The organism is Megalodesulfovibrio gigas DSM 1382 = ATCC 19364 (assembly GCF_000468495.1).
GTDB classification, from domain to species: Bacteria; Desulfobacterota; Desulfovibrionia; order Desulfovibrionales; family Desulfovibrionaceae; genus Megalodesulfovibrio; species Megalodesulfovibrio gigas.
In genome coordinates, this window is record NC_022444.1 from 876,879 (window position 1) to 902,405 (window position 25,527).

Sequence of the window (25,527 nt, forward strand, 5' to 3'; positions counted from 1 at the left end):
CCTTGGCGGTCAATAGGCGCGAACGCCGTAGGCGGCGCAGTGGTCCCGGAACCGGGCATCCCACAGGAGGCTGTAGACAACATCGGCCCGGGTGGCGACACGATCCGCCAGCAGGGCCTCCAGCCGGGCAGCCTCGGCCGCAGGCGGCGGCGCACCCCAGAGAGTGCGGGCAGCCAGGGCGATGAAGCGGGCGTCGGTCATGTCCGACCGGGCCTGCAATGCGGGCGCAAGCAATAACGATTTCACCAGCTCCGCCGCGGCCTGCCGGCCCTCCTGCAGCCAGGCCGCGGCAAACTGCAACGGCTCCGGCGGGGCCGCCTCGCCGTCGCCCAAAGTGACAAACCAGGCGGCCAGGGCCGTGGCATTGGCCAGTGTCGCCCCGGGGGATGCCGTTCCGGGGGATGCCGTCTCCCGTGGCCGCAAGGGTTCCACCCCGCGCAGGCGGGGCAGCACGGCCTGGGTCTGGCCGGCCAGCGCCGAAGATCGCAGCGCCGCCTCCCCGGCCGGCAGATGACCAAAGCGCTCGGGCACGGTTGTCCGCAAAAACTCGTACCATGCCAGGGCCAGCCGCTCGTTGCCCAGGGGGGAGCAGTGCGTGGTCAGGTACAGATCCCGCACGGCGGCCGCGTCCTTGCACGTTGCGCCCAGGGCCGAGACGGCGTCGAAACACGGAATGCCTGCCGCCCGGCAATGCGCGGCAATCGTCTCCACGTAGGCCGGCGGCGCGCCACGCTGCACCATGTGCAACATATCCAATTCCATGGGCAGGATGCCGATGACCGGCTGCGCGCCCATGGCCCGGGCGTCCCGGGCAAAGGCGTCCAGCAGGGTCAGCAGCAACGTGCGCGGGCCGGGCTCGTCCCACACCCGCATCCATTGGACGTTGTTCAGAACTTCTTGCAGCTGATTGATGTTGAAAAAGATGGACGAATACGGGAATGCCGCCGCCTGCCGGGTACGGCGCAGGAACCAGTAATCCCGTTGGCCGATGTCCCGAAGAAATTCCACCTCACGCAACCGTTGCCGCGATGCCTGAGTGGGCGTGGGATTGGGCTCCAGCACCAGCGCGCCCTGCTCCAGCCGGAACCGCGGCTTGGTCAGGGCGTTGCCTTCCTGCGGCAGGTAGAAGCGGCGGTAGACATTGACCACCCGGGCGATGTTCTCCCCGATGAGGCTGAGCACGGCCACGGGCGCGCCGGCGGCGGGCTGATCCTCCAGAAACCGGAGGTACGCCTGATCCGGCCCGTATGCGCCGTTGCCGAAATTGAGCACCCCGCCGCCCAGCAGGCCGGCCAGATGCGTCTGCCAGGTCTCGAAGCCCAGCACCTCGTCGCAGTAGGTGAAGGAATCGCCGTAGGTGGCCAGCAGGATGCGGTCCGGCAGCACGGCCTGGGGCCGCTGGCCAAGGCGGGTGGGAAAGCGACGCTTCCAGCCCAGCTCGGGGTGGAACACCGCGCGCTCCAGGTCGATGCGCTCCTGGGACGGCACAAACGCCGCAATATCGGCTTGCAGAAAACGGTCTTCGTTGACGAGAGAGAACAGCCAGGCCGCCAGCTCGGCCGCGCCGAACACCAGCAGAAGCACCAGCACCGCCTGACGAAGCGTCTTCATGCCGGGCAGTACGCCTCAGAGCCGGGCGGCAATCTCCAGAACCATGCGGGCATAGGCATCGTCCTGATTGTAGCGCTTGATGACGGCGAGTTTTCCGGCCCTGGACAGTCCGGGCTTCCAGCCCACCACGCGCAGGAAATGCCCGACGCTCATGATGGCGTCCGCCGGGACAAAGAGATTGACCATGCCGTCGCCGTCGCCGTCCTTGCCGCGCTCCAGGGCGCTGGTGGGGATGAACTGGCACAGGCCGAAGGCGCCGTAGATGGAGCCGGGGATGCGCACGGGGTCCATGCGGTTGGCGGCAGCGTACTGAATGAGGGCCTTGAGCTGGGTATAGGCCCAGTTGGCCTTTTCGTTCATGCGCTGTTCCACCCATTGCCGCTGCGGGTCCGTGATCTGGAACTGCCTGAAATGCGAGGCCACCGCGCCATAGGTGCGGGTGGCGGCCATGCTGGCCAGGGAGCGGAAGGCCTTCTGCTCGCCCAGGTAGTCGCCCACGCGGGTTTCGATGACCATGAACGCCAGGACCACCTGCCGCGGCACGCCGTATTCGCGCTCCACGCGGTCCAGCACGTCCTGGTTCTCCCAGTACAGGTAGCGCACCTTGGCCAGGCGTTCCGGCGGGATGTGCGCATCGTAGATGCTGCGCTTGCGGCGGCGGGGGTCAAGCTGGGCCTTGGGGGCGGGCTGGGGCGGGGAATATCTGGAGGCGTACAGGGCCCGCATCTTCTTGCCCATGAATTCCGGACCGTAGACCAGGCCCGGGGTGCTGAACATGCGCTGGACCTCGTGGGCATCGAACCCGTCGTCCACAAGCTGCCTGATGAGGGGCTTCCAGATGGGGTCCATGCCCACGGCGCCGCCGCCGGTGGCGGCCAGGGCCGGCCGGACCTGGGAGCAGGCCAGCACGGCGAGCAGCACGGCGAGCGCCAGCTTCCTGAAAAACGAGGTCGGCATCCGTCTGCACTCCTGTACGATGTTCACCCGACACGCGCGACGAGCGTCACGCCCTGGCCAGCACGCAGCAATCCACCCGCACAGCGCCGGCCTGCAGGCAGGCCAGGGCGGCAGCCCCGGCCGTGGCGCCGGTGGTCATCACATCATCCACCAGCAGCACGCGCCGGCCGGCCAGCAGCGCCGGACGCGGGGCAACGAACGCATCCCGGACGTTCTCGCGCCGCTCGGCCCGGGAAAATCCGGCCTGGGGCGCCGTGCGCCTGGATCGGGCAAGGCCCTGGGCCAGCAGGGGCAGGCGGTGCATCGCCGCCAGGGGCCGGGCCAGTTCGAGACTCTGGTTGAAGCCGCGTTCCCTGAGCCGGGCAGGATGCAGGGGCAGGGGCACCACACAGTCATGCCCCGGCAGTGTCGCCGATGCCGCAGCTTGCGTCGTCCGCGCGCACCCGCCGGCGTAGGCCTGCAGCAGCAGTCCTTGCAGCACCCGCTCCACAGCATGCCTGCCGTGATATTTATACTGGATGATCGCTTCTTGCAATGCGCCTTCATATGCGGCGTACAAAAACACGCCGGAAAAGGGCGGCGGCTGCAGCCGGCATGTGCCGCACAGACGCGGGGGATCGTCTTCCCGTTCGAACAGTTCCCCGCAGCGGCTGCAATAGCCGCCCGGACGCGGCGCAAGGGTCTGGGCGCAGCCGGCGCACAGTCCCAGGGACGTCGCGGCCTGATGCTGCAGACACAGCCGACAGCGGCCGGGCGCAATGCCCAACTGCGAGGCGATGGCGCGAACGGCCTGCAGCACGGCCATGGCGGCTACGGGCGCATGGCCGCGGCCGCGGCGCGCGCATAGGTCGTCACGTCGTCCGCAGCCAGCCGGGCGAGGTCGCCGGGCTGGTCCACCCCGCGCAGGAGGCAGGGGTCGGCCAGGGTGATGTTGAAGGGCTCCAGAAAATACTTGAGGGTGCGCAGCGCCCCCTCGAACAACCGCTCTCCCCTGGCCCGGCCGGCCACCAGGACCACATACGCCTTGCGCGGCGGCAGGGCGAGCATGGCAGGGTCCCGGCGCTCCCTGCGGGCGTAGTAGCTCTGGGCGCGGTCGATGAAGGCCTTGAAGCCCGACGGCAGATGATAAAAGTAAATGGGCGCAGCGAAACAGACGGCCGGAGCCGTGAGCAACGGGGCGAACAGCAGGGTGGTCTGATCCTTGGGAGCCTGCACGCAGTTGCCCCCCGGCGGCAGGGCGCAGCGCTGGCAGCCCAGGCAGGGCAACACGCAGGCGTTGCGCAGGGCCAGGCGCTCCGTGGCCACGCCGGCCGCGGCCAGTTCCGCCAGCAGCAAGGCCAGGGCAGCATCACTGTTGCCCTTGGGCCGCGGGCTGCATGCATAGCCCACCACGGCGCGTTCGGTCATAGTCCCCCCTCAGCCGGCACGAATACGCCGGTAGATGAACCGCGCCGCCCCCGGCGGGAGGTCGGCGGCGTCCCCCGCCTCCACCCGCCAGCCCGGCTCCAGATGCAGCACCTCATAGCATTCCTCGCGGTGCCGCGCCTGCACCTGCACGTCCACGCACGATGCGTTGGTGTGACGGAGATACCACCCGATCTCCAGCACCAGCCGTCAACATTTGTCCAGCAGATCCACCTGGAAGCAGTCCATGCGATCCCCCTAAAACTCACTCAGATACGGATTGTGCGTGCGCTCGTTGTCCACCGTGGTGGACTCGCCGTGCCCGCTGTGGACGATGGTTGCGCCCGGCAGGGTGAAAATCTGCTCCTTGATGGACCGCACCAGCGTGGCGAAGTCCCCGCCGGGGAAGTCCGTGCGACCCACGGAGCGGTTGAAGAGCAGATCGCCCACGAACACGCGGCCGATGGCGGGGAAATAAAAGGACAGGCTGCCCGGCGAATGCCCCGGCGTGGCCAGCACCCGACACGGTTGCCCGGCGAAGACGTATTCCCCCGGCGTCAGCGGCGTGACGTCGAACAGCTCGATCTCCGGCAGGCCCATGAAACCGCCGCGGCCCAGTTCGGATTCCAGCAGGTAGGCGTCCTGCGGGCTGGCGCAGGCCGTAGCCCCAGTGGCCTCCACAAGGGCGCGCACGCCGCCGATGTGGTCGAAATGCAGGTGCGTGCACAGCACATGCGTGAGGCGGGCGCCAGTCTTCTGCAGCAGGTCCAGCGCCTTGCGCGGATTGCCGCCAGGGTCCACGGCCACGGCCTCCAGGCCGCCCCCTGCCTCGGTGCTGGCCTGGCCCAGGAGCAGATAACAATTGACCTCCAGCGGGCCCATGGGGAACACATGCAAATCCATTCGATCCTCTCTCGTCCGGCGAAGAACTGGTTGTCAGGGCGTGTTGTTAGAACGGCTCAATGCACAGGGTGTCCAGGGGCAGCCGACGGGATGACGGCGTTTCGTCCGGCCGGCCCACAGCCACCACGGCCATGAGTTCATAGATGCCGCCGTCCAGGCCCAGGGCCTTGAACACCGGCTCGGGCTCGTTGACGATCTGCCCGATCCAGACCGCACCCAATCCCAGGGCGTGCACGGCCAGCAGCATGTTCTGAATGCAGGCGCCAGCGCCCTGATAGTCTTTCATATCGCTGTATTTTTTCGACTTTTCCAGAAAGACGCAGATGCAGGCCCGGCAATCGCGGATCAGGTGATCGTACTGCGTGCAGGATTCCAGGGCCACCTTGCGCGGATCACCGGTCTGGACCACCAGGAACCGCCACGGCTGGTTGTTGCGCCCGCTTGGGGCCCAGCGACCGGCTTCCAGGATGGTTTCGATCTCCTCGCGGCTGACGGGCTCGTCGGTGAAGGCGCGGATGCTGCGGCGGGCTTTGAGGGCCGCGAGCACGGGATGGGCGGTGAAGTCGATCATGGCGGACTCCCTGACACGTCGTGGTTGCTGTTCCGTGTCGGGTACCGCAACCCCGGCCGCATGGCAATCATCCGTCCCAACGCAGGCCGGGGCTGTTCACTTGCCCATGCGGCGGAGCACCTCGCGCACGATGTCCTGATGCGCGGGAATGGGGTTGGCCGGGGGCATGGGTTCGGGGAGCTGTTCCAGCAGGTCAAAGGGCGTGCCCTCCACCAGCAGGTTGTGGGTGCGGGCCGAAAGCCGTTCCAGGGACAGCACGTCTGCGGCGTTGTAGGAAAGCAGCGTCTCCAGCCAGCGGGCATCGCCGGTGGCGCGGTAGCCCTGCCAGAGGAGCACGGCGGCGAAGCCGTCCACGCCGTCCAGCTCGCCGCGGTCCAGGCCCAGGGTCTTTTCGATGACCTTCAGCCCGCCGCGCAGGCCGGCCTTTTTGAGGGGATAGCGCAGATCCAGGTGGGCCATGGGCAGGGGCATGTCCAACTGCCGCTCGATGCACGGCGCATCGAAGCACTTGCCATTGAAGGTCACCAGCAGGCGGCAGTGGTCCAGGGCGGAGCGGAAATCGTCCAGGGTCTGCCCGTGCACAAAGGTGCGCAGGCCCGTGGCGTCCTGGCAGGCGATGGTGGTGATGTGGTCTTCCCCGATGCCCAGGCCCGTGGTTTCAATGTCCACGTAGGCGGCCTGATCCCGGAAGGAGGACCACAATCGCCAGGCTTCCCGGGCCGGCAGCCGGGCGGCAAACCAGGCGACATCTTCCATGGTGCCGGCGGCCAGGCGTTCCCGCGATTCCTCCACGGTCTGGCGCAGCAGGCCGCGGCGGGCCGGGGGCACGGGAAGATCGGCCGGGGAGACGGCCAGCACGGCATCCCAATCATGAAATCCGGCGGCCCAGAGTCTGGCTTCCAGGGACGGCCCCACGCCGGGGGCATGACAGAAGGTACGATGGAGCATCCCCCCAGCATACCCGGCCCGGGGGATGCAGGCAACCGGCGATTCAGGGTGCGGTGACGGCCGGCAGGGGCAATCGGGCCACGACGGTGGTTTCTCCCGGCACGGAGGCGTCCAACTCCAGGTCGCCACACATGGCCCGGGCCAGGAGCCGGGCCGAATAGGTGCCCAGGCCCGTGCCGCCGGCCTTGCCGTAGGTGACGTATTTCTCGAAAAACCGCTCGCGGATCTCCGGGGAGGTCTCCCCCTGGTTGCAGATGCGCACCTCGCACACCCGGCTGCGATGCAGGGCCACCTGCACCGTGGCGCCCACGGGGGAATGCTCGATGGCGTTTTTGAGCAGATTGGAAAGCATGGAGCTGCAGAGCAGGGAATCGCCCATGACATACAGCTCGTCCCTGGGCCCCACGAGCCGGCCTTCCAACAGGCACTCCAGATGGATATTCTTGGCCTCGCACAGGCTGTTGAGTTCCCGGGCCACCTTGCGCAAGGCGCGCAGCAGGTCCAGGGCGTCCGGCTTGAGCTCGTAGGTGCCCATCTCCATCTTGTACAGACTCAGGGAGAGGTTGATGATGTCGAGCATGCGGACGCCGGACTGCTCAATGGCCCGCAGGAAATCCCGCTGCTCCTCGTTGAGGTAGCCGCTTTCCCGGATGACCTCGGGAAAGGACAGGATGGCATTGAGAGGCCCCTTGAGATCGTGATGGGTGATGCGCTCCATGTCCTCGTGCAGCCGGGCCGCGGCCTGCAGCTCCAGATTCTGCCGCTCCAGGCGCTCCAGGGCCTGCTTGAGCTTGAGATGCGTGCCCACCCGGGCCTTGACTTCCAGAAATTCAAAGGGCTTGGTGATGTAGTCCACCGCGCCCAGGGTGAAGCCGGAAATCTTGTCTTCCAGCTCTGTCAGCGCGGTGAGGAAGATGATGGGAATGTCTGCGGTGGCGGGATCGGCCTTGAGCAGGCGGCAAACCTCATAGCCGTCCATGTCCGGCATGAGGATGTCCAGCAGGATCAGATCCGGCGGCTGGCTTTGGACAAACTGCAGGGCCGAGGGGCCGTCCATGACCACGGACACATCGTACTCGTCGCCCAGGGTTTCCACCAGGGTGTCAAGATTGGTTTCCACATCATCCACAATGAGAATGGTCTGCCTGGGCTGTGCGTGCACGCGAATTTCCGCCTTATTCCTTGCGTTCGTGGGGGACGGCCAGAGCCTCCCGCCCGTCTTGGTCTTCCGCGCCTTCCGCGCCCTGAAGGGCGATGTGCCGGAACGCCTCCTGCAATGCTGCGAAGGCATCTACCACATCCGGATCAAACAGCACGCCGCGCCCATTCAGGATGATGCCCACGGCGTCGGCATGGGTGTTGGGCGGCCTGTGGGGCCGCCGGCTGACAAGGGCATCATAGACGTCGGCAACGGCCACGATCCTGCCGCAAACGGGAATGGTCTCGGCCTTGAGCCCCTGGGGATACCCGCTGCCATCCCAGCGTTCCTGGTGCGAAGCGGCGATTTCCTGGGCCAGATCCAGCACGGCGTTGCTGCCCAGACGCCTGGAGGCGCAGCGAATGGCCTCGCGGCCCATGACGGCATGCCGCTTCATGACCTCGAACTCCTCGACCGTGAGTGTGCCGGGCTTGAGCAGGATAGTGTCCGGGATGCCGGCCGCGCCCAGATCGTGCAGGGCTGCGCCGGCATGCAGCGCCTCGATGTACGCGTCCGTGAGGGTGGCGGCAAACCGTGGGTGCGTCTGAAGATGCCGGGCCAGCAGCAGCACATAGCGCCGCATGCGCTGCAGGTGGCCGCCGGCGTCGGGGTTCCGGAACTCCGCCAGGCAGGCCATGGCGTCGAGGATCACTTCCTGCACCTGGGCAAGGCTGCGGCTGCGTTCCCGAACCGCCGCTTCCAGGGCCTCGCGCTGCCGGGCAAGCTCCATCTGGGCCAGCAGCAGGGACAGATGCGTGCGGACCCGGGCCTTGATCTCCCGCACCTCGAAGGGCTTGGTGACGTAATCCGCCGCGCCGAGCTCGAAGCCTTTGATCTTGTGCTCCACCTCGCCCATGGCCGTGAGGAAGATCACGGGGATGGCAGCCGTGGCCGGGTCTGCCTTCAGGCGGCGGCAGACTTCGTAGCCGTCCATGCCGGGCATCATGATGTCGAGCAGGACGATGTCCGGATGCTGGGCCGCGGTGAACTCCAGGGCGGTGTCGCCGTCCATGGCCACGGCCACGCCGTATTCCTCGCCGAGGGCTTCGACGAGGATATCCACATTGGTTTCCGTGTCATCGACGATGAGCACAAGGCATTCGGCAAGGGTTTTCATGCATCTCCCGACGTGGCGAGCATGCCGGCCACGAGCTCCTGGGCTTCCTTGAACTTGTATTTTCCAACCAGGGCGGCCACCTCGTCAAGGGTGCGGCCCGCGGTTTCCGGCCAGGCCAGGGCCAGGGCCTGCTGCAGGGCCTCCTTGCTCGATTTGGGTTTGCGGCCGTGCAGCTCGGTCTGCAGGATGGTCAGGACCTCGCGCCATGCGTCGGGCATTGCGGCAATGCCCCCTCCCGGCGCGGCGGCCGCCACGGCGGCAGATTCTGGCACATCCTCCTCGCCCAGGATCACCAGCGCATTCAGAAACAGGGCCACGGTCTTTTCGAAGGCGTCCAGGCAGGCAGGCACGGCGGCAACGTCTTCGGTCCGCAGGGCCATCTCCAACAGCCCGGCGGCTTCCTGCAGCTCCCGGGCACCCACGCTGCCTGCTGCGCCCTTGACGGAATGGGCAAGAATTTCAGCCTGTTTGTGCTCTCCGGCGGCCAGCAGCGTGCGGAGCTGCTCCGGCGTCTGCGGGTATTCGCGGCGCATCTTCAGGAGCAGGGACCGGTACAGCCGCCGGTTGCCGGCCACGCGGGAAAGGCCGCCGGCCATGTCCAGGCCGGGGATCTCCGGCGGCAGGTCGGCCTTGTCGCCTCCCTGGACAGGAGTGCCCTGGAGCGCAGGAGCCGTCGCCATCGGCGATGCGGCACGGGGCCTGTCGCCCGGCACAATCCACCGGGCCAGGGTCCTGAACAGGGCTTCGGGGTCGATGGGTTTGGCCACATGATCGTTCATGCCGGCGGCGAGGCAGGCATCCTTGTCCTGCTGCATGGCGTTGGCAGTCATGGCGATGACGGGCAGGGCCGCATGCTGCGGCAGTTCCCGGATGGCCCGTGTGGCGGCCACGCCGTCCATGACCGGCATCTGCATATCCATGAGCACGGCATCGTAGGAGCGCTGCTGCACCAGATCCAAGGCCTGACGACCGTCTTCGGCCACCTCCACCACAAACCCGGCATCCTGCAGCAGCTCCACGGCCACCTGCTGGTTGAGGTCGTTGTCTTCCGCAAGCAGCAGACGCGCGCCCTGGATCCCCTGCAGGAACGGGAAGGCCGCAGGCAGGGGGGCGCTGTCGCCGACGTCCTCGTCCTGCTCCGGCTGCAAGGCCCGAATGACCGTGTCGAACAGCAGGGACGACGTGACGGGCTTGATGAGCACGGCTTCAAAGTGCGCCTCGCCGGCGACCTTGAGCACGTCCTCGCGACCGAAGGCGGTGATCATGAGCAACCGTGGCGGCCGGGCAAGGCGCAGGGCCCGGATGCGGGACGCAGCTTCCAAGCCGTCCATGCCGGGCATCTGCCAGTCGAGAAAGACCATGTCGTACGGCATGCCGTCCTGATCGCCGGCCTGCACCATGCGGATGCCCTCCCGGGCCGAGGCTGCCGTATCCACCACAAAGCTCATGGTCGCCAGCATGTCTGCAATGACGGTGCGGGCGTTCTCGTTGTCGTCCACCACCAGCATGCGCCGGCCGCGCAGATCCGGCTGGGGCACCAGGGCCCGTGGGGTGCGCGTGCTCTTGCCCAGCCGGGCCGTGAACCAGAACATGGAGCCCTTGCCCAGAGTCGATTCCACCCCCACCTGCCCCTGCATGAGCTCGGCAATGCGCCGGGAGATGACCAGCCCCAGGCCGGTGCCGCCATATTTGCGGCTGGTGGCCACATCCGCCTGGGTGAAATGCTGGAACAGGCGGCCCTGCTGTTCCGGCGTCAGGCCGATGCCGGTGTCGCGCACGTCAAAGCGCAGCAGCACGTCCCCGGCGGTCTCGTCCTCCTTGCGCACATGGATGCTGATTTCCCCGCGCTCCGTGAACTTCACGGCGTTGTTGGCATAGTTGATGAGCACCTGCCCCACGCGCAACGGATCGCCCACGAGGTTGTCCGGAATGTCCGGGGCAATGTCGAAAATCAGCTCCAGGCCCTTGGCGTCGGCCTTCTCGCGGATGAGATTGGCCACGTTCTCCAGCACCGAGGAGAGCTCAAAATCCGTGAACTCCACCGAGAGGCGGCCGGCCTCGATTTTGGAGAAGTCCAGGATGTCGTTGATGATGCCCAACAGATGCTGGCCGGATTGCTGGATCTTGCGCAGGTAGTCCTGCTGGCGGGGGCTGAGCTGGGTTTTGAGGGCCAGATGGGCCAGCCCGATGATGGCGTTCATGGGCGTGCGGATTTCGTGGCTCATGTTGGCCAGGAATTCGGACTTGAGCAGGGTGGCCGCTTCCGCCACCTCCTTGGCCGCGGCCAGCTCCTTGGCGGCCAGCTTTTGCTCCGTGATGTCCACAAAGGTGCCGATGAGCCCGCCGGGGGAGCCGTCTGCCTTGCGGAAGCCGGTGATGTAATACAGGGTTTCGTGCTCCTGCCCGTCGGCAAAGGGCATGCGCATCTCCTTGCGCACGGTGCCGCCGGCGGCAATGGTCGTCTCGTCTTCCTGCTGGTAGGCGAGGCGGTCTTCCAGGGGCAGGTAATCCAGGTCCAGCACGCGCTTGCCGATGAGCTCCTCGCGGCGCACGGCAAAGGTCTCTTCGTAGGCGCGGTTGAAGCCCAGGAAGCGCGTGTCCGGCCCTTTGTAGAAGATGGGGTTGGGGATGGTGTCCAGCAGGACGCCCTGGAAGGCAGACTGGTCGGCCAGGGCCTGTTCGGCCAACACCTGGGCCGTGATGTCCTGGGTAACGCCGTACAGTTCCCGGCCGGCGCCGTCTTCCGTGGCCACGGGCACGGCCAGGGCGCGGATCCAGACCACCCGGCCGTCCGCAGGGCGTTTGTAGGCATAGACGGTATCGAAGCGTTCGTCCTCGCCGGCAAGCACGCGCCGGAAGCGCTCCCGGGTGGTTGCGGCGGCGTCCGGGTCGGCGGCCTGCATGTTGGCCAGCCATTCTTCCTCAATGCGATAGCGCCAGTGCGGCGGCCGGGGCGGATCGCCGAGGATTTCCGCGGCCCGTTCCGAGGAGTAATACCAGTCCTGGCCGTCCAGGGGCACCCGCCAGTAGCCGGCGCGGGTCAGCTCCAGGGCCTTGTCGGACATGAAATTGACGTGCTGCAACCGCCGCTCCATGCGCTGACGTCCGCGCATGTCCAGGGCCATTTTGAGGGCGATGGCCAGATCGGCGCAGACCTTTTCCAGGAAGCGCTCCTCCTCCTCGGTCAACTCCCGCAAGAGCCCGGCTTCCAGCACGCCGACAGCGGCCTGCTCTTCCCCCAGGGGCAGCAGACGGATTTCCCGCAGCGCCGCCACGCCCCCGGCCAGGGCGGTGAACACGTCTCCGGACAGGCCGCGCAGGGAAAAGGCCCTGCCGTCCTGCAACACGCTGCGCACCAGGCCCTGATTGCCTGGGGGGGCGGCATCCTCGGTCCACTGCCCGCCGAAACGGGCCAGCAGCTCCGGCGCGCCGTCCTCACCCCGGGCATGCACCGCCCCATAGGGCAGGGAGAGCAGCCGCGCGATCTCGCCCAGGGCAATGCGTCCGAGTTCCGCCGGAGCCAGTTGGTCCTTGATGGCCTCGGCAAACGCGTTGAGTCCCTTGTTCAGCCACAGCTGCGATTCCAGCCGGGCCATGAGCTTCTTGTATTCGGTGATGTCTTCCTGCAGGCCCACATAGCCCAGCAGGCGGCCCCGGGCATCGTGCACCGGGGAGATGGACGCCCGGACATGGTACACCTGCCCGTCCTTGCGGCGATTGATGAATTCCCCGCTCCAGGCCCTGCCCGCCGACAGCGCCGCCCACAAGGACTGGTACGCCTCCGGCGGATTGTGCCCGCTGGAAAGCACCTTGGGATTGCGCCCGCGGATCTCGCTTTTGGCATACTGGGTGGCGCGTTCGAATTCCGGATTGACCCATCGGATGGCGGCTTGCGCATCGGTGAAGATCACCGCCAACGGGCTGACCTCCAGCGCCACGCCCAGGGTGCGGAAGTGCTCCGCCGAGGCCTGGAGCCGGCGACGATTCTCCAGTTGCATGACGCCCATAAGGCTCAGCAGCAGGGCCACGCCCCCGACGCCAAAGCCCACGGCGTTCCGGCGCGCCTGGGGGAACCACAGGGCCTTGTCTTCCAGCACGGCCAGACTCCAGGCGCCTTCGGCCTCGATCCAGTCCAGGGGCAATGCCGTCACCCCGTACTCCACCCCTTGCAGGAGTGCATCGGGAAGCGCCGGATCAAACGCCAGCGGCTCCGGCGGCGTCACGCTGAACCGGTTGCCGAACTGGCGGGTCGCCTGCACCGCGGCCACGCGCTCGCCCGTGACCGGGGGGGCCATCCGGAACAGCCAGTCCTGCCGGCTCGCGGCGAACACCACCCCCTGGGGCGACAGCAGCACCGCCTCCCTCCCCGGCCTGACCAGCAGGGCATCCAGGGGATCGCACAGCGTCTTGGCCACCACCACGCCCACCACCCGCGTCTCGCGCGAGGACCCGGCATGGATGGGCGCGGCGTAATACAGGCCGCGTTCCTCGGAATTGCTGCCCACAGCGGCGTACACGTTGTACTGCCCGGCCATGGCCTGCTGAAAATACGGGCGAAAGCGGACATCGACGCCGACGGAACTCTTGCCTTCCGTATCGTGGAACAGCAGCCTGCCATCCGCGCCGGCGAGGTAGGCTCCCACGGCCCCGAACTGCTTGCGGAAGGGCCGCAGCAGGGCGTGGATTTCGTCAATGTCGCTTTCCGTCAAGGGGCTGCCGGACACGGCCAGCTTGAGCGTCGGCTGAATGAGCCCCAGCAGGATGGTCGCGCCCATGATCTGGCTGTCCACAGTCTCGGCAGCCAGATCCGCGCCGAGCTTGGCCGCGTCCTTGGCCAGGGCATCCCGGCGCTGCTGGTGGTCCAGTTGTTTGACGAAAAACAGCCCGGCCGCCGCCGCAGCCAGGGCAATGGCGAGGCAGAGGGCAAGGTACAGCGCCAGTCGCACGGCAGGCAACATTCGAGAGGTGCTCACATGGCCTTCCTGGGCGGCATCATGCCGTCATGTTGCATTACGGCGTGGCAGGAAGGCCTGCAAACGGCCATCCCATTGCTATTTAATGACTTTACGAGAATGTATCAGGTGTTCTTTCTGCGCGCAACAGAAAATGATTTTTTTGCGACCACAACGCCACGCCCGCCAGATTCACATCGGGTGCCGGGTCCACAACCGATGCGCGCCGCGGCAACACGCAGTCGGCGACAATCAAATCCCGCTTGAGCAGATGCCCCCGTCAAGGTAAGGGGAATCCATGACGCCTGATCGATTCGCCGCCTGTCGGCATGATGTTCGACATGATGTTCGGCCCGATGCGGCCGCGCCCGTCACTTCAACTCCCGAAAGGGGGGTCTCATGAAACGTCGCACGTTCATCAGCGTTGCCGGTGCCGGAGCACTGACCATCGCCGCCGAACCGGCCCTGTCCACCCTTGGCGGCCCCGCGGCCCAGGCCAATGCCCAGGGCCGCAACCGATGCTGCGAAGAAGCCCTGCCCGATGCCGCCGCCACGGGCCGGCTGCCCATGCGCGCCCTGCTGGTGGACGACGAACTGCGCGCGGACACCCCCTGGGGCCGCGCCACCCGGGCGCTGGTGCAGGAGCTCACCCGCCGCGACGTGCGCGTGCTGCAGGCCCTGCGCGCCCGGGACGCCATTGCCGAACTGGCCGCCAACCCGGCCATTGACTGCGTGCTGGTGGATTGGGACCTCGCCGGCGATGCCGGCCACGCCACCGACGTGCTGGACGCCGTGCGCGCCAGAAACCTGGACCGGCCCATCTTTCTGCTGACGGACCAGGCCTCGGCCCGGACCATTCCCGGCGAGGCCCTGGCCCGCACCGACGGCTTCATCGCCATGCTGGAGGACACCACCGGCTTCATCGGCGGCCGGGTGGTGGCCGCCATCCTGCGCTACCGTGCCGGGGTGCTGCCGCCCATGTTCAAGGCGCTGGTGGAATTCTCCCAGGCCCATGAATACTCCTGGCACACGCCGGGCCACACCGGCGGCACGGCCTTTCTCAAATCCCCGGCCGGCCGCGCCTATTTTGAATTTTTCGGCGAGAGCCTGCTGCGGTCGGATCTGTCCATCTCCGTGGATGAATTGGGCTCCCTGCTGGACCATTCCGGCCCCATCGGCGAGGGCGAGCAGAACGCCGCCCGCGTGTTCGGCGCGCACCGCACGTACTTTGTCACCAACGGTTCCTCCACCTCCAACCGCGTCATCCTCATGGCCAGCGTCACCCGGGACCAGGTGGCCCTGTGCGACCGCAACTGCCACAAGTCCGTGGAACACGCCATGACCATGTCTGGCGCAATCCCCACGTACCTGGTGCCCACGCGCAACGGGCTGGGCATCATCGGCCCCATCCCGCCAAAACGGCTGACCAAGGACGCCCTGCGCGCCGCCGTGGCCGCGAATCCCATGGTCCGCAAAGGCGTGGACCCCGCGCCGGTGCATGCCATCATCACCAATTCCACCTACGATGGCCTGTGCTACAACGTGTCCCGGGTGGAAGCCCTGCTGGGCCAGACCGTGGACCGATTGCACTTTGACGAAGCCTGGTACGGCTACGCCCGGTTCCATCCCATGTACCGGGAGCGCTTCGCCATGCACGGCGAGCCCTCCGGCCACACCGCGGACCGGCCCACCGTCTTCGCCACCCAGTCCACGCACAAGCTGCTGGCGGCGTTGTCCCAGGCGTCCATGATCCATGTCCGCGACGGCCGCGCGCCCATCGAACACGCGCGGTTCAACGAATCGTTCATGATGCACGCCTCCACCTCGCCGCTGTACCCGCTCATCGCCTCCCTGGACGTCTCCGCGGCCATGATGGATGGTCCCGGCGGCCTGGCCCTGACCTCGGAATCCATCCGCGAGGCCGTGGACTTCCGCCAGACCGTGGCCGGCCTGCATGCCAAACACGCTGCCGCAGGCGACTGGTTCTTCGCCCCCTGGCAGCCGGACGAGGTCCGCGATCCCGCCACGGGCAAGGCCATGGCCTTCAAGGACGCCCCGCCCGAGCTGCTGGCCGAAGACCCGGCCTGCTGGGTGCTGCGCCCCGGCGAGGCCTGGCATGGCTTTGCCGATCTGGAAGACGACTACTGCATGCTGGACCCCATCAAGGTCACCCTGCTCAGCCCCGGGGGCAGCGCGACAATGGGCGCAGCCAAAGGCGTGGAGCAGGCCGGCATCCCGGCCTGCATCGTGGCCGCGTTCCTGGATTCCCGGGGCGTGGTGGTGGAGAAGACCGAGGACTTCACCCTGCTGTTCCTCTTTTCCATGGGCGTGACCAAGGGCAAATGGGGCACGCTCATCAACACCTTGTACGAATTCAAACGCCATTACGACGCCAACACCCCGCTGCGTCAGGCGCTGCCGGCCCTGGCCGAGGCCCACGGCGCACACTATGCCCGCATGGGCGTGCGCGGCCTGCGGGATCTGGGCACGGCCATCTGCAACGCCATGCGCACCCTGGGCACCACCGAGGCCATGGGCAAGGCCTTCTCCACCCTGCCCACGCCCACGTATTCCCCGGTGCAGGCCTATGAACGTCTGGTGCGCAATCAGGTGGAGACCGTGACGCTGGACCGGTTCGCCGGCCGCGTGGCCGCCACCGGGGTGGTGCCCTACCCGCCCGGCATCCCCCTGCTCATGCCCGGCGAGCAGGCCGGCCCGGCCGACGGTCCCATCCTGGCCTATCTCAAGGCGCTGGAAGCATTCGACAGGCAATTCCCCGGCTTCACCCACGACACTCACGGCGTGGAGGTGGAGGACGGGGTGTATAAGGTGGTCTGCCTCAAGAACTGAGGCCGCCGCGCACCATGGAGGCAACCATGCCCGACCCCGCCGCCGTCCCGCCCAGGGCGGTGTTCTTCGACATTGAAGGCACGCTGCTGCATGACGGCGCCTGCCTGGAAGGCGCCGCAGAGGCCGTGTCGGCCGTGCGCGGGGCCGGGCTGGCCGTGCGGTTTTTGACCAACATCACCGCCCGGCTGCCCGCTGCCATTGCCCGCGCCCTGACGGACCACGGCATCGAGGCCCACGCAGGCGAGGTGCTCACCGCCGCCAGCGCCTGCGCCGCGAGCCTGCGCCGGCGGCCGGGCTGCCGTGTGCACCTGCTGGTGGACCACGCCGTGGAGCCGCTCTTCGAGGGGCTGCCCCGCGACGACCACGCCCCCCATGTTGTGGTGCTGGGGGACATTGGCGCGCGCTTCACCTTCGCCGCCCTGGACCAGGCCTTTCAGATGCTGCAGCGCGGGGCGGAATTGTGGGCGCTCTCCCGCAATCCGTTCTGGTTCAACGATGGCCGCAGGCAGCTGGATGTGGGCGCGTTCGTGGCGGCCCTGGAGGCTGCCGCAGGCTGCACGGCCATCGTCTGCGGCAAGCCGACCATTCCCTTTTTTCAGGCGGCGCTGGACTCCGTGGCCCTTGCGCCAGACGAGGTGCTGATGGTGGGCGACGACATCTCCACGGACGTGGCCGGCGCAGCCAACGCGGGCCTGGCCTGCTGTCTGGTGGGCACCGGCAAATGCACCCCCGCCCACATGGCCCAGGCGCAGACCCAGGGAGTCACGGTGCTGCCTTCGGTAGCGGCGCTGCCGGATTTTCTGCGCCAGGGGTTTCCCGCCCTGGACAGACCCCGGCAATTCCACTAGGACCTGCAGAACCCGCTGTGTTTCGCGGAGAGGGCCGGAGGGCGCTGCTGCGTTCATGATTGTCTGCCTGCCGAGAGGAGGCCGGACCATGCCATTGTTGCTCATTGCCGATGATTCCATGTTCCAGCGTTTCACCCTGGCCAAGGTGGCGCGGGGCATGGGCATTGACGTGCTGGAAGCCAAGACTGGCGTCGAATGTCTGGAGCTGTTCCGCCGCCATGCGCCGGACGCCATATGCCTTGACCTCAACATGCCGGACATGACAGGCTTTGAAGTGCTGGATGCCCTGTCCGGACTTTCTGAGCAGGCCGGACTTTCTGAACAGGCCGGCGCAGTGCGCGTGCCGCCCGTGGCGGTGATCACCGCCGACATCCAGGACACCACCCGTCAGCGGGTGCAGCGGCATCCCTTTGTCACCCTGTTCAACAAACCGCTTCCGGAACAGACTCTCAAGGACTTCCTGCACCATGCCCTTTTCTGATCCCGGCCCCTGCGCCGGCTCGTGCTGCCACGCCAGCGAGCTGCAGCTGGACCTGCTGCGCGAGCTCATCAACGTGGGCATCGGCCGGGCTGCCGCCGCCATCAACCAGCTCACGCAGTCCCATGTGGTGCTGAGCGTGCCCCGCGTGCATGTGCTGCGGGTGGCGGAGGCCCTGGCCCAGGCCGATGGCATTTCCCGGGCCCAGGTGTCGGTGGTGGAACTGGGGTTCGACGGGCTGTTCACCGGCAGCGCCGTGCTCATCTTCAGCCCCGAGGAAGCCTCCCGTCTGGTGCAGATCCTGCTTGGCGACGAACCCTCCCCCGAGGAACAGCACCTCATGCAGGCCGGCACCTTGCAGGAGGTGGGCAATCTGGTGCTCAATGCCGTGATGGGCAGCATTGCCAATATCCTTGGAGATTCTTTCACCTATCTGCCCCCGGACCATTTCGAAACCCCCTTTGCCGATCTGCTGTTGCACGAGTCCACAGCAGAATCCGTCATTCTCATTGCGCGGACAAGCTTCATCCTGGAGAATCACGAGGTGGAGGGCACGGTGCTGGTGGTGTTCAAGCAAGGCTCCTTCGCCGCGCTGCTGGAGGCGGTGGACGCCACCCTGCGCGCCGCGGGCATGCCGGACGCATGAGGCGAGAGACATGAACCTTGACCACAGCGTGTTCGTGGAGAGCTGCATGGAGCACCTCGACCACGCGGAACAGGCCATTCTGGATCTTGAACAGGGCGGCGAGTTCCGTCCCCTGCTGCAGCGTGTGTATCGCTGCCTGCATACCGTCAAAGGCGATGCCAGCACCGTTGGCAATACCCTCGCCGCGACCACGGCGCATGCCATGGAAGACGAGCTGGAGGTCCTCATGACTGCCGGCCCGCCCTTCACCAGGGCCCACGCCTCGCAGCTGCTCAATCGGCTGGACCACCTCCGGGCCGCCATCCACGCCGCATGAACACGCCGATCTGCGTGCAAGTCTGCTTCCCGATTCTGGATCTCATGCCCCTGGGCGTGGTGGTGTTCGATAGCAACTACACCATCCTGCTCTGGAACAAGTGCATGGAGCAGTGGACGGGGATTTCTGCCGAAGTCATGCGCGGCGAAAACCTGCTGGCCCGTTTCCCCGCCCTGGATGACCGCAAGTACCGGTCCCGCCTGGAGCCCCTGTTCGAGGGCGGCCCGCCGGCCATCTTCTCCTATCATCTGCACCGCCACCTCATTCCCGCCCGCCTGCCCGACGGCTCCTTCCGCCGGCAGCACTGCATCGCCAGCAGCCTGCGCCTGGAGCCCAATACCCCGCCCCTGGCCGTGCTCACCCTGCAGGACATGACCGAAGTCCATCATCGCATTGCAGAAATCGCCGCCCTGCGCGAGCAGGCCCTGAATGAACTGGCCCTGCGCAAGCAGGTGGAAATCTCCCTGCTGGAAAGTCAGGAACGGCTGCGGCTGCTGGCCACCACCGACGACCTGACCGGCGTGGCCAATCGCCGCAAGATCCTGACCGTGCTCAAGGCCGAACTGGACCGCACCCGCCGCAGCCTCGCCCCCGTGAGCCTCATTGCCGTGGACGCGGACCACTTCAAACGCATCAACGACACCCACGGGCACGATGTGGGCGACGAGGCCCTGCGTCATCTGGCCGACACCCTGCGACGCCAGGTGCGCGAAGTGGATCTGGTGGGCCGCCTGGGCGGGGAGGAGTTTGCCGTGGTGCTGCCGGAAACGGCCCTGGAAGAAGCCTGCCTGGTGGCGGAACGCGTCCGCAAGGCCGTGGAGGACACGCCCCTGGTGCATGACGCCTGCCCCATCTCCATGACCATAAGCGCCGGCGTGGCCGCCTCCGGCGTCGGCTCCGACCTCAGCTCGCAGGAAGGCGCCCAGGTGCTGATGAAGCGTGCGGACAATGCCTTGTATCTGGCCAAACGCTCCGGCCGCAATCGCGTGGAGTGCACCCCCCTTGAGGACGAAATCCCCTGACGCCGAGCTTGGAGCACGTTATTTTTGAAAAGAACTCTCGGGGGAAAACCTTTCTGCAGAAAGGNAGGTTTCCCCTCTCGCAATGTTTTTTTCAAAATCAAAATACTCTATGACAGGATGCGCGCCAACAGCCGGGAGCGTTTGAACCATCGCGACATGCGGCGGCCGACCCTGTATCCGATATAGCCAAGGCCCAGCAGCACCCCTGCGACCAGGGGGGCAACCCACTGGGGCAGGTTCATCCGAAGGATCCTGGCCGTGATCAGCTCCGGATGACGCAGCATGGCGACAAGGCCTTCGCCGGTCAGCAGCATCAGCGCCATGACGGCATATGCCGCCATGTAATAGATTGCGATCACGACACCCCAGGCTGCGACAGGCAGCTGGCGGACCACAAAGCCTACCACCAGCCAGCCGATCACCAGCTCCAGCACGCACAGGCCCAAGAGGGCCGGCTCTGTCCACCCCATGTCGTACAGCAGGAGCGCCAGATAAAATACCGGGCCAAGCACCGGGAACAGCGGGGGCACGGACGCCAAGGTGGCCACCGCCAAGCCAAGCTGCGTCCCCAATCCGTCCAAACTGGACCGAGGGCCTCCCCCCTGCTGCGCCATGGGCCACTCCGCAACCGGTTGCATGTGATGTACCGCCCAAAAAAGACTGCTGAAAACGCGCGGCGGAGTCAACACCCCCACGCGCAATGGCTTGCCTTCCTCGTGGTGGCGGGCTACGTCTTGACATACCGGCATCCATTGACGCTGCCCCTTGCACCAACGCACCCACGCCCAGCAACATCGGAGGCTCGACATGCATGCTCGACTGGGATGGCTCCTGGCGGTCCTGGCCCTCGCGGCCAACGCGGCCTGGCCACAGACTGTAGCCGCGGCAGACATCACCACCTATGCCCAGGCCCGCGATCGTCTGGTGGCGAATGTCCTGCACACGCGCACGGACGTGCAGGAAATCCTGGGGCAGGCGGCCCCGGTCCCGGGACCTGTTGAGGTGCCTGCAGACTCGGACACCCTCCGCCTGGGCCGCGGGCCGGGGTGGATCTTCCTCGTCAGGTTGCAGGCCGAATCCCGCCCGCCGTATCTCCTCGCCGTTGTGCATGAGGATGCCACGGTGGACGTGCGCCCCGTCAAGACAATGCCCGCAGGCCTGGCCGTGACGCCCGTCCCCGAGCCGGACCCTGCCCCCGCCGTCAGCGTCCGCACCCAGGAAGAGGCCTATGCCGTGCTGCTGGCCCGCCTGCTGGGGCACAGCGCCCAGGGCCGGCGCATCCACGCGGCCCGGGAGCAGGTGGCTGGAGAGGCCGTCGTCGCCACCTGGCGGGGCGAGGTGCGTCTTGCCGGCGGCCCGGGCTGGCTCTTTTTTGTGGATGACGTCCCTGCCGCCAACTGGGCGCACCCCTGCCGCTTTGTCCTGGTGCGCGAAAACGGCGAACTGGTGGTGACACCTTCGCGCACGCCGCCAGCCAACATGGAGCCCTTTACGGAACTGACCACCTGGCCCGATGGCGCAGCGTTGCCGTCCCCCGCGCTCCTGCCCGACGCCGCACCTGCCGCGGCCGATGCACGCGACCTGGCCAGCACCGCCACACCGGCGGCCAACCGGCATGCGGTCATCATTTCCGGCGGCTACAACAGCTGGTCCAACTATCCCCGCTACTGGAACGACTGCGCGTTTTTCTTCAGGACCCTCAAGCAGTACGGCTTTCTGGACGCCAACATCCATGTGCTGTTCGCCGACGGCACCGACCCCGCCGTGGACCGCAGCGACGGCGTCAGCTCGCCCCTGGACTTCAACAACGACGGCGTGGCAGACATCAAATACAGCGCCACCAAGGCCAACATCGCCCTGGTGTTCAACCAGCTTGCCAGCGCCCTCGGCTCCGACGACATCCTGTACATCTTCACCACCGACCATGGCGAACCCCAGGAGGGCAACGAACACCCCTACAATACGCCCGATGTGCTGCTCGACCTTTGGGGCGAATCCATCTCCGGCAGCGAACTGGCCGCAGAGGTGGACAAGGTGAACGCCAAGGCCATGGCAGGCATCTTCGAACAATGCTTCTCCGGCGGCATGGTGGAAGCGCTCAAGAAACCAAACCGGGTGCTCATGTCCGCCTCGCGCTGGTGGGAGTACTCCTACGCCATGGCTCCCAACTATAATTACAACGAGTTCTCCTACCACGTCACCGTGGCCCTGGCCAATGCCGCCAAGGGCGACTCCAACAACGACGGGCACGTGACCATGGAGGAAGCCTACCTGTACGCCCTGGCGAACGACCAATACCAGTCCGAGCTGCTGGACGGGGAGCTGTCCAACGAGGGCGAGCGCTCCGCCTACTGGAGCAGCCCCTGGACCCTGGGCCGGACCCTGAGCCTGTACGGCATCCCTCCCAGCACCGCAGCCCCCCGTTACGCAGGCTACACCCAGACCCAGAGTGCCGACCCCTATCCCTCCCTGGGCACGGCCACAAACTGGAAGGCAGACAACCAATACTGGGCCTACACCCTGCCCTTCGCCTTCCCCTTTGGCGGGCAGCAGCACACCACGGCCTACGTCTCCAGCAACGGCATCATCTACTTCGCCTCTCCCGGCAGCAGCGGCACCAACCGCGTGGACACACTGGCCACAGCCACCGCCGTGGCCCCCTTGTGGGACGATCTGACCACCGCCGGCACAGGGCAGAACATCTACGTCGCCGCCTCGGCGCAACAGGTGACGTTCTCCTGGGTCGCTTCCACCTATGTGGACAACATCCCCGTCAATGTTGCGGCACGGCTGTACCGGGACGGGCGCATCTCGTTCTACTACGGCAGCGGCAACGCACACATCGGCAGGGTGTCCGGACGGGACAAGACCATCGGCATCTCCCTGAAGCACGTGAACAAAGGCATGCACCTCGGCCTGCACAACGGCGCCAGCATCCTGGGCGAGGCCACGGCCCTGCACTTCAGCCCTGCAGGCCCGATGGCCCCCGCGCCCTGGCTGCTGCTCCTGCAATGACGTCCTGCCGGCGGGACGGGCTGCCGTTGTTGACATTCCCTGCATCCTGCGGGCATGTCTCGACTGCAGGCCGTCCCGCCGGCAACCGTGCCGGGACAGGCGAGACGCGCCCTGCGGAACGGAGGTTTCCATGCCCAATCCCCCACATTACGCCGTGCAGGCGTCCGCCGCCGCCAGCGCACGCCCCGGCCTCGCCCGAACCCACACCACCGCTGTCCTGGCCGCCTGGGCAGACTGGCTGCAACTGTGCACTGGCGCAGCCCTCATCCTGTTCATGTGGTCCCACATGCTCCTGGTAGCCAGCGTGCTGCTGGGGCCCTCCACCATGAACACCCTGGCCGGCTTCTTCGAGGCCACGGGCCTGGCCCAGGTGGGCGGGCCGCTCATCGGCCTGCTGTTCCTGGTGCATTTTCTCCTGGCCGCCCGACGCATCCCCTTCCAGCCGCAGGCGCAGCGCACCTTCTGGGAGCACGCCCGGCTGCTTAGGCACCGCGACACCTGGCTGTGGCTGGTGCAGGTGCTCTCGGCCCTGGTCATCCTGGTGCTGGGGGTCGCGCACATGTGGACCGTGCTGGCCGATCTGCCCATCACCGCGGCCAAAAGTGCGGCCCGGGTGCAACGCTGGCCCTGGACGCTGCTGTATCTCGTGCTGCTGCCCATGGTCGAGCTGCACGTCTCCATCGGGTTTTACCGCCTCGGGGTCAAATGGGGCTTCATCTCCAGCCGCCGCCGTCCCCTGGGCCTGCAGGCGGAAAAGCTCCTCCTGCTGGTATTCCTGGGCATCGGCCTGCTCACCCTCATCCGCTTCCTCACCCTGAGCGTGGAATAAGGACCGCCCCATGCAGACGATCTATACCGACTTGCTGTGCATCGGCGCGGGGCTGGCCGGCGAGCGCGCCGCCGTGGAGGCGGCCCAGGCCGGCCTTGGCGTCATCTGCATCTCCCTGGTGCCGGCGCGACGCTCCCACTCGGTCTGCGCCCAGGGCGGCATGCAGGCGGCCCTGGGCAACTGCGCCATGGGCGAGGGGGACAGCCCGGATGTGCACTTTGCCGATACGGTCAAGGGCTCGGACTGGGGCTGCGATCAGGAGGTGGCCCGCCTCTTCGCCAATACCGCCCCCATCGAAATGCGCCGCCTGGCCCATTGGGGCGTGCCCTGGAACCGCGTGGTGCCCGGGGTGCACACCTATTACAAGGGCGGAAAACCCTTCAAGAAGCAGGAAAAGAAGGAACACGAAGGGCTCATCCACGCCCGCGCCTTCGGCGGCACCGCCAAGTGGCGCACCTGCTACGCCTCCGACGGCGCCGGCCACAGCGTGCTCTACACCATGGACAACCGCGCTGCCCAGCTCGGCGTTGCCGTCCATGACCGCATGGAAGCCCTGTCCCTCATCCACGATGGCCACACCTGCCTGGGCGCGGTGGTCCGCTCCCTGCGCACGGGCGAACTCGTGGCGTACATGGCCAAGGCCACCCTGGTGGCCACGGGCGGCTTCGGCCGCATCTACCGGCACTCCACCAACGCCGTCATCAACGACGGCGGCGGGCACATCGCCGTGCTGGATACGGGCGTGGTCCCCCTGGGCAACATGGAGGCCGTGCAGTTCCATCCCACGGGCATCGTCCCCACGGACATCCTGGTGACCGAAGGCTGCCGCGGCGACGGCGGCACGCTGCTGGACGTCAACCAGGAGCGCTTCATGCAAATCTACGAACCGGAAAAGGCCGAGCTGGCCTCCCGGGACGTGGTGTCGCGCTGGATGGTCCACCACATCCGCCAGGGCAAGGGCGTGCCCAGCGCCTACGGCGACCACCTGTGGCTGGACATCCGCCACCTGGGCCAAAAGCACATCCGCTCCAAGCTCAGGGAGGTGGACGAGATCTGCCAGTCCTTCCTGGGCATCGATCCCGTGCGCCAGCTCATCCCCGTGCGGCCCACGCAGCATTACTCCATGGGCGGCGTGCGCACGGACAAAACCGGTGCGGCCCAGGGCCTCAAGGGGCTGTTCAGCGCCGGCGAGGCCGCCTGCTGGGACATGCACGGCTTCAACCGCCTGGGCGGCAACTCCCTGGCCGAAACCGTGGTGGCCGGCGGCATCGTGGGGCAGACGATCGTGGAATACATCCAGGGCGCGGAGGTCTCCATCAGCACCCGGACGGTGGCCGATGCCGTCCAGCGGGATCAGGCCCGCATCGACGCCCTGCTGCAGGGCCGCAACGGCATGGAAAACGCCTATGACGTGCGCGAGGCCATGTTCGACGTGCTGGAGGATGCCGCCGGCATCTACCGCAACGGCGCGGATCTGGAACGCGGCGTGGCCCGGCTGCAGGAAATCCACGCCCGCGCCCGGCGCATCGCCCTGCGGTCCAACGGCCTGGGCGCCAACCCGGAACTGGCCCTGGCCCTCAAGCTGCCCGGCATGGTCCGGTTGGCCCTGTGCGTGGCCTATGGCGCGCTCAACCGCACGGAATCCCGCGGCTCCCACACCCGCGAGGACTTCCCCGAACGCAACGACCGCGACTGGCTCAACAGAACCCTGGCCACCTGGCCCGACGGCGCAGACCTGCCCCGCCTGACCTACGAGCCGGCCTCCAAAGTCTGGCCCCTGCCCCCGGGCGACCGCGGCTACGGCGGCGGCACCATCATCCCCGCCACTCCCACGACTGCCCCTGCCGCAGGCGAGTAAGGAA

At 67.1% G+C, this 25,527-nt stretch carries 21 protein-coding genes; 9 read left to right on the forward strand and 12 right to left on the reverse strand.

What is annotated here, in order from left to right:
* Positions 1-9: 9 nt before the first annotated feature.
* The 11 genes from DGI_RS03855 to DGI_RS03905 all read right to left on the reverse strand — a co-directional run bounded on the left by DGI_RS03855 (position 10) and on the right by DGI_RS03905 (position 13,682).
* Positions 10-1,611: a hypothetical protein gene (locus DGI_RS03855; protein WP_021759393.1), complete on the reverse strand. Its 1,602-nt coding sequence runs from the start codon at positions 1,609-1,611 to the stop codon at positions 10-12.
* Positions 1,612-1,626: 15 nt separating this feature from the next.
* On the reverse strand, positions 1,627-2,568 hold the full coding sequence (locus DGI_RS03860; RefSeq protein ID WP_051286175.1) for a lytic murein transglycosylase: 942 nt from the start codon (positions 2,566-2,568) through the stop codon (positions 1,627-1,629).
* A 46-nt stretch (positions 2,569-2,614) separates the two neighbouring features.
* On the reverse strand, positions 2,615-3,373 hold the full coding sequence (locus DGI_RS03865; RefSeq protein WP_027192774.1) for a ComF family protein: 759 nt from the start codon (positions 3,371-3,373) through the stop codon (positions 2,615-2,617).
* A gap of 5 nt (positions 3,374-3,378) precedes the next feature.
* A complete protein-coding gene (locus tag DGI_RS03870; protein ID WP_021759396.1) occupies positions 3,379-3,975 on the reverse strand; it encodes a flavodoxin family protein in 597 nt (198 codons plus the stop codon).
* 9 nt (positions 3,976-3,984) lie between these two features.
* On the reverse strand, positions 3,985-4,176 hold the full coding sequence (locus DGI_RS03875) for a hypothetical protein (protein WP_021759397.1): 192 nt from the start codon (positions 4,174-4,176) through the stop codon (positions 3,985-3,987).
* A 54-nt stretch (positions 4,177-4,230) separates the two neighbouring features.
* Positions 4,231-4,875 (reverse strand): MBL fold metallo-hydrolase, encoded by a 645-nt coding sequence (locus DGI_RS03880; RefSeq protein WP_021759398.1) that lies wholly within the window; start codon positions 4,873-4,875, stop codon positions 4,231-4,233.
* Between the two features lie 46 nt (positions 4,876-4,921).
* Complete coding sequence (locus tag DGI_RS03885) at positions 4,922-5,446, reverse strand: nitroreductase family protein (protein WP_021759399.1); 525 nt, start codon at positions 5,444-5,446, stop codon at positions 4,922-4,924.
* A 96-nt stretch (positions 5,447-5,542) separates the two neighbouring features.
* Positions 5,543-6,394 (reverse strand): ribonuclease H-like domain-containing protein, encoded by an 852-nt coding sequence (locus DGI_RS03890; RefSeq protein ID WP_021759400.1) that lies wholly within the window; start codon positions 6,392-6,394, stop codon positions 5,543-5,545.
* A gap of 43 nt (positions 6,395-6,437) precedes the next feature.
* Positions 6,438-7,556: a hybrid sensor histidine kinase/response regulator gene (locus DGI_RS03895; RefSeq protein ID WP_021759401.1), complete on the reverse strand. Its 1,119-nt coding sequence runs from the start codon at positions 7,554-7,556 to the stop codon at positions 6,438-6,440.
* Positions 7,557-7,569: 13 nt separating this feature from the next.
* A complete protein-coding gene (locus tag DGI_RS03900; RefSeq protein WP_021759402.1) occupies positions 7,570-8,709 on the reverse strand; it encodes a response regulator in 1,140 nt (379 codons plus the stop codon).
* A complete protein-coding gene (locus tag DGI_RS03905; RefSeq protein ID WP_021759403.1) occupies positions 8,706-13,682 on the reverse strand; it encodes a response regulator in 4,977 nt (1,658 codons plus the stop codon). The genes DGI_RS03900 and DGI_RS03905 overlap by 4 nt, the downstream gene beginning before the upstream one ends.
* A gap of 378 nt (positions 13,683-14,060) precedes the next feature.
* Between DGI_RS03905 and DGI_RS03910 the strand changes: the two genes are divergently transcribed.
* The 6 genes from DGI_RS03910 to DGI_RS16880 all read left to right on the forward strand — a co-directional run bounded on the left by DGI_RS03910 (position 14,061) and on the right by DGI_RS16880 (position 19,821).
* Positions 14,061-16,511: an Orn/Lys/Arg family decarboxylase gene (locus DGI_RS03910; RefSeq protein ID WP_202961832.1), complete on the forward strand. Its 2,451-nt coding sequence runs from the start codon at positions 14,061-14,063 to the stop codon at positions 16,509-16,511.
* Between the two features lie 26 nt (positions 16,512-16,537).
* Entirely contained in the window at positions 16,538-17,359 is an 822-nt protein-coding gene (locus DGI_RS03915) for an HAD-IIA family hydrolase (RefSeq protein WP_021759405.1), read from the forward strand.
* A gap of 88 nt (positions 17,360-17,447) precedes the next feature.
* Complete coding sequence (locus DGI_RS03920; RefSeq protein WP_021759406.1) at positions 17,448-17,840, forward strand: response regulator; 393 nt, start codon at positions 17,448-17,450, stop codon at positions 17,838-17,840.
* Positions 17,827-18,483 (forward strand): putative CheC, inhibitor of MCP methylation, encoded by a 657-nt coding sequence (locus DGI_RS03925; RefSeq protein WP_021759407.1) that lies wholly within the window; start codon positions 17,827-17,829, stop codon positions 18,481-18,483. Before DGI_RS03920 ends, DGI_RS03925 begins: the two co-directional genes overlap by 14 nt.
* Before the next feature lie 10 nt (positions 18,484-18,493).
* Entirely contained in the window at positions 18,494-18,799 is a 306-nt protein-coding gene (locus tag DGI_RS03930; RefSeq protein ID WP_021759408.1) for an Hpt domain-containing protein, read from the forward strand.
* A complete protein-coding gene (locus DGI_RS16880; protein WP_021759409.1) occupies positions 18,796-19,821 on the forward strand; it encodes a sensor domain-containing diguanylate cyclase in 1,026 nt (341 codons plus the stop codon). Before DGI_RS03930 ends, DGI_RS16880 begins: the two co-directional genes overlap by 4 nt.
* 107 nt (positions 19,822-19,928) lie before the next feature.
* On the opposite strand, the gene DGI_RS03940 is transcribed toward DGI_RS16880, so the two are convergent.
* A complete protein-coding gene (locus tag DGI_RS03940; protein ID WP_144284106.1) occupies positions 19,929-20,402 on the reverse strand; it encodes a hypothetical protein in 474 nt (157 codons plus the stop codon).
* Positions 20,403-20,628: 226 nt separating this feature from the next.
* Here DGI_RS03940 and DGI_RS03945 point away from each other — a divergent pair, with 226 nt between their 5' ends.
* The 3 genes from DGI_RS03945 to DGI_RS03955 all read left to right on the forward strand — a co-directional run bounded on the left by DGI_RS03945 (position 20,629) and on the right by DGI_RS03955 (position 25,523).
* Complete coding sequence (locus DGI_RS03945; RefSeq protein ID WP_021759411.1) at positions 20,629-22,836, forward strand: C13 family peptidase; 2,208 nt, start codon at positions 20,629-20,631, stop codon at positions 22,834-22,836.
* Between the two features lie 130 nt (positions 22,837-22,966).
* Complete coding sequence (locus DGI_RS03950) at positions 22,967-23,665, forward strand: succinate dehydrogenase/fumarate reductase cytochrome b subunit (RefSeq protein WP_081696668.1); 699 nt, start codon at positions 22,967-22,969, stop codon at positions 23,663-23,665.
* Between the two features lie 10 nt (positions 23,666-23,675).
* On the forward strand, positions 23,676-25,523 hold the full coding sequence (locus tag DGI_RS03955; protein WP_021759413.1) for a fumarate reductase flavoprotein subunit: 1,848 nt from the start codon (positions 23,676-23,678) through the stop codon (positions 25,521-25,523).
* Positions 25,524-25,527 lie beyond the last annotated feature (4 nt).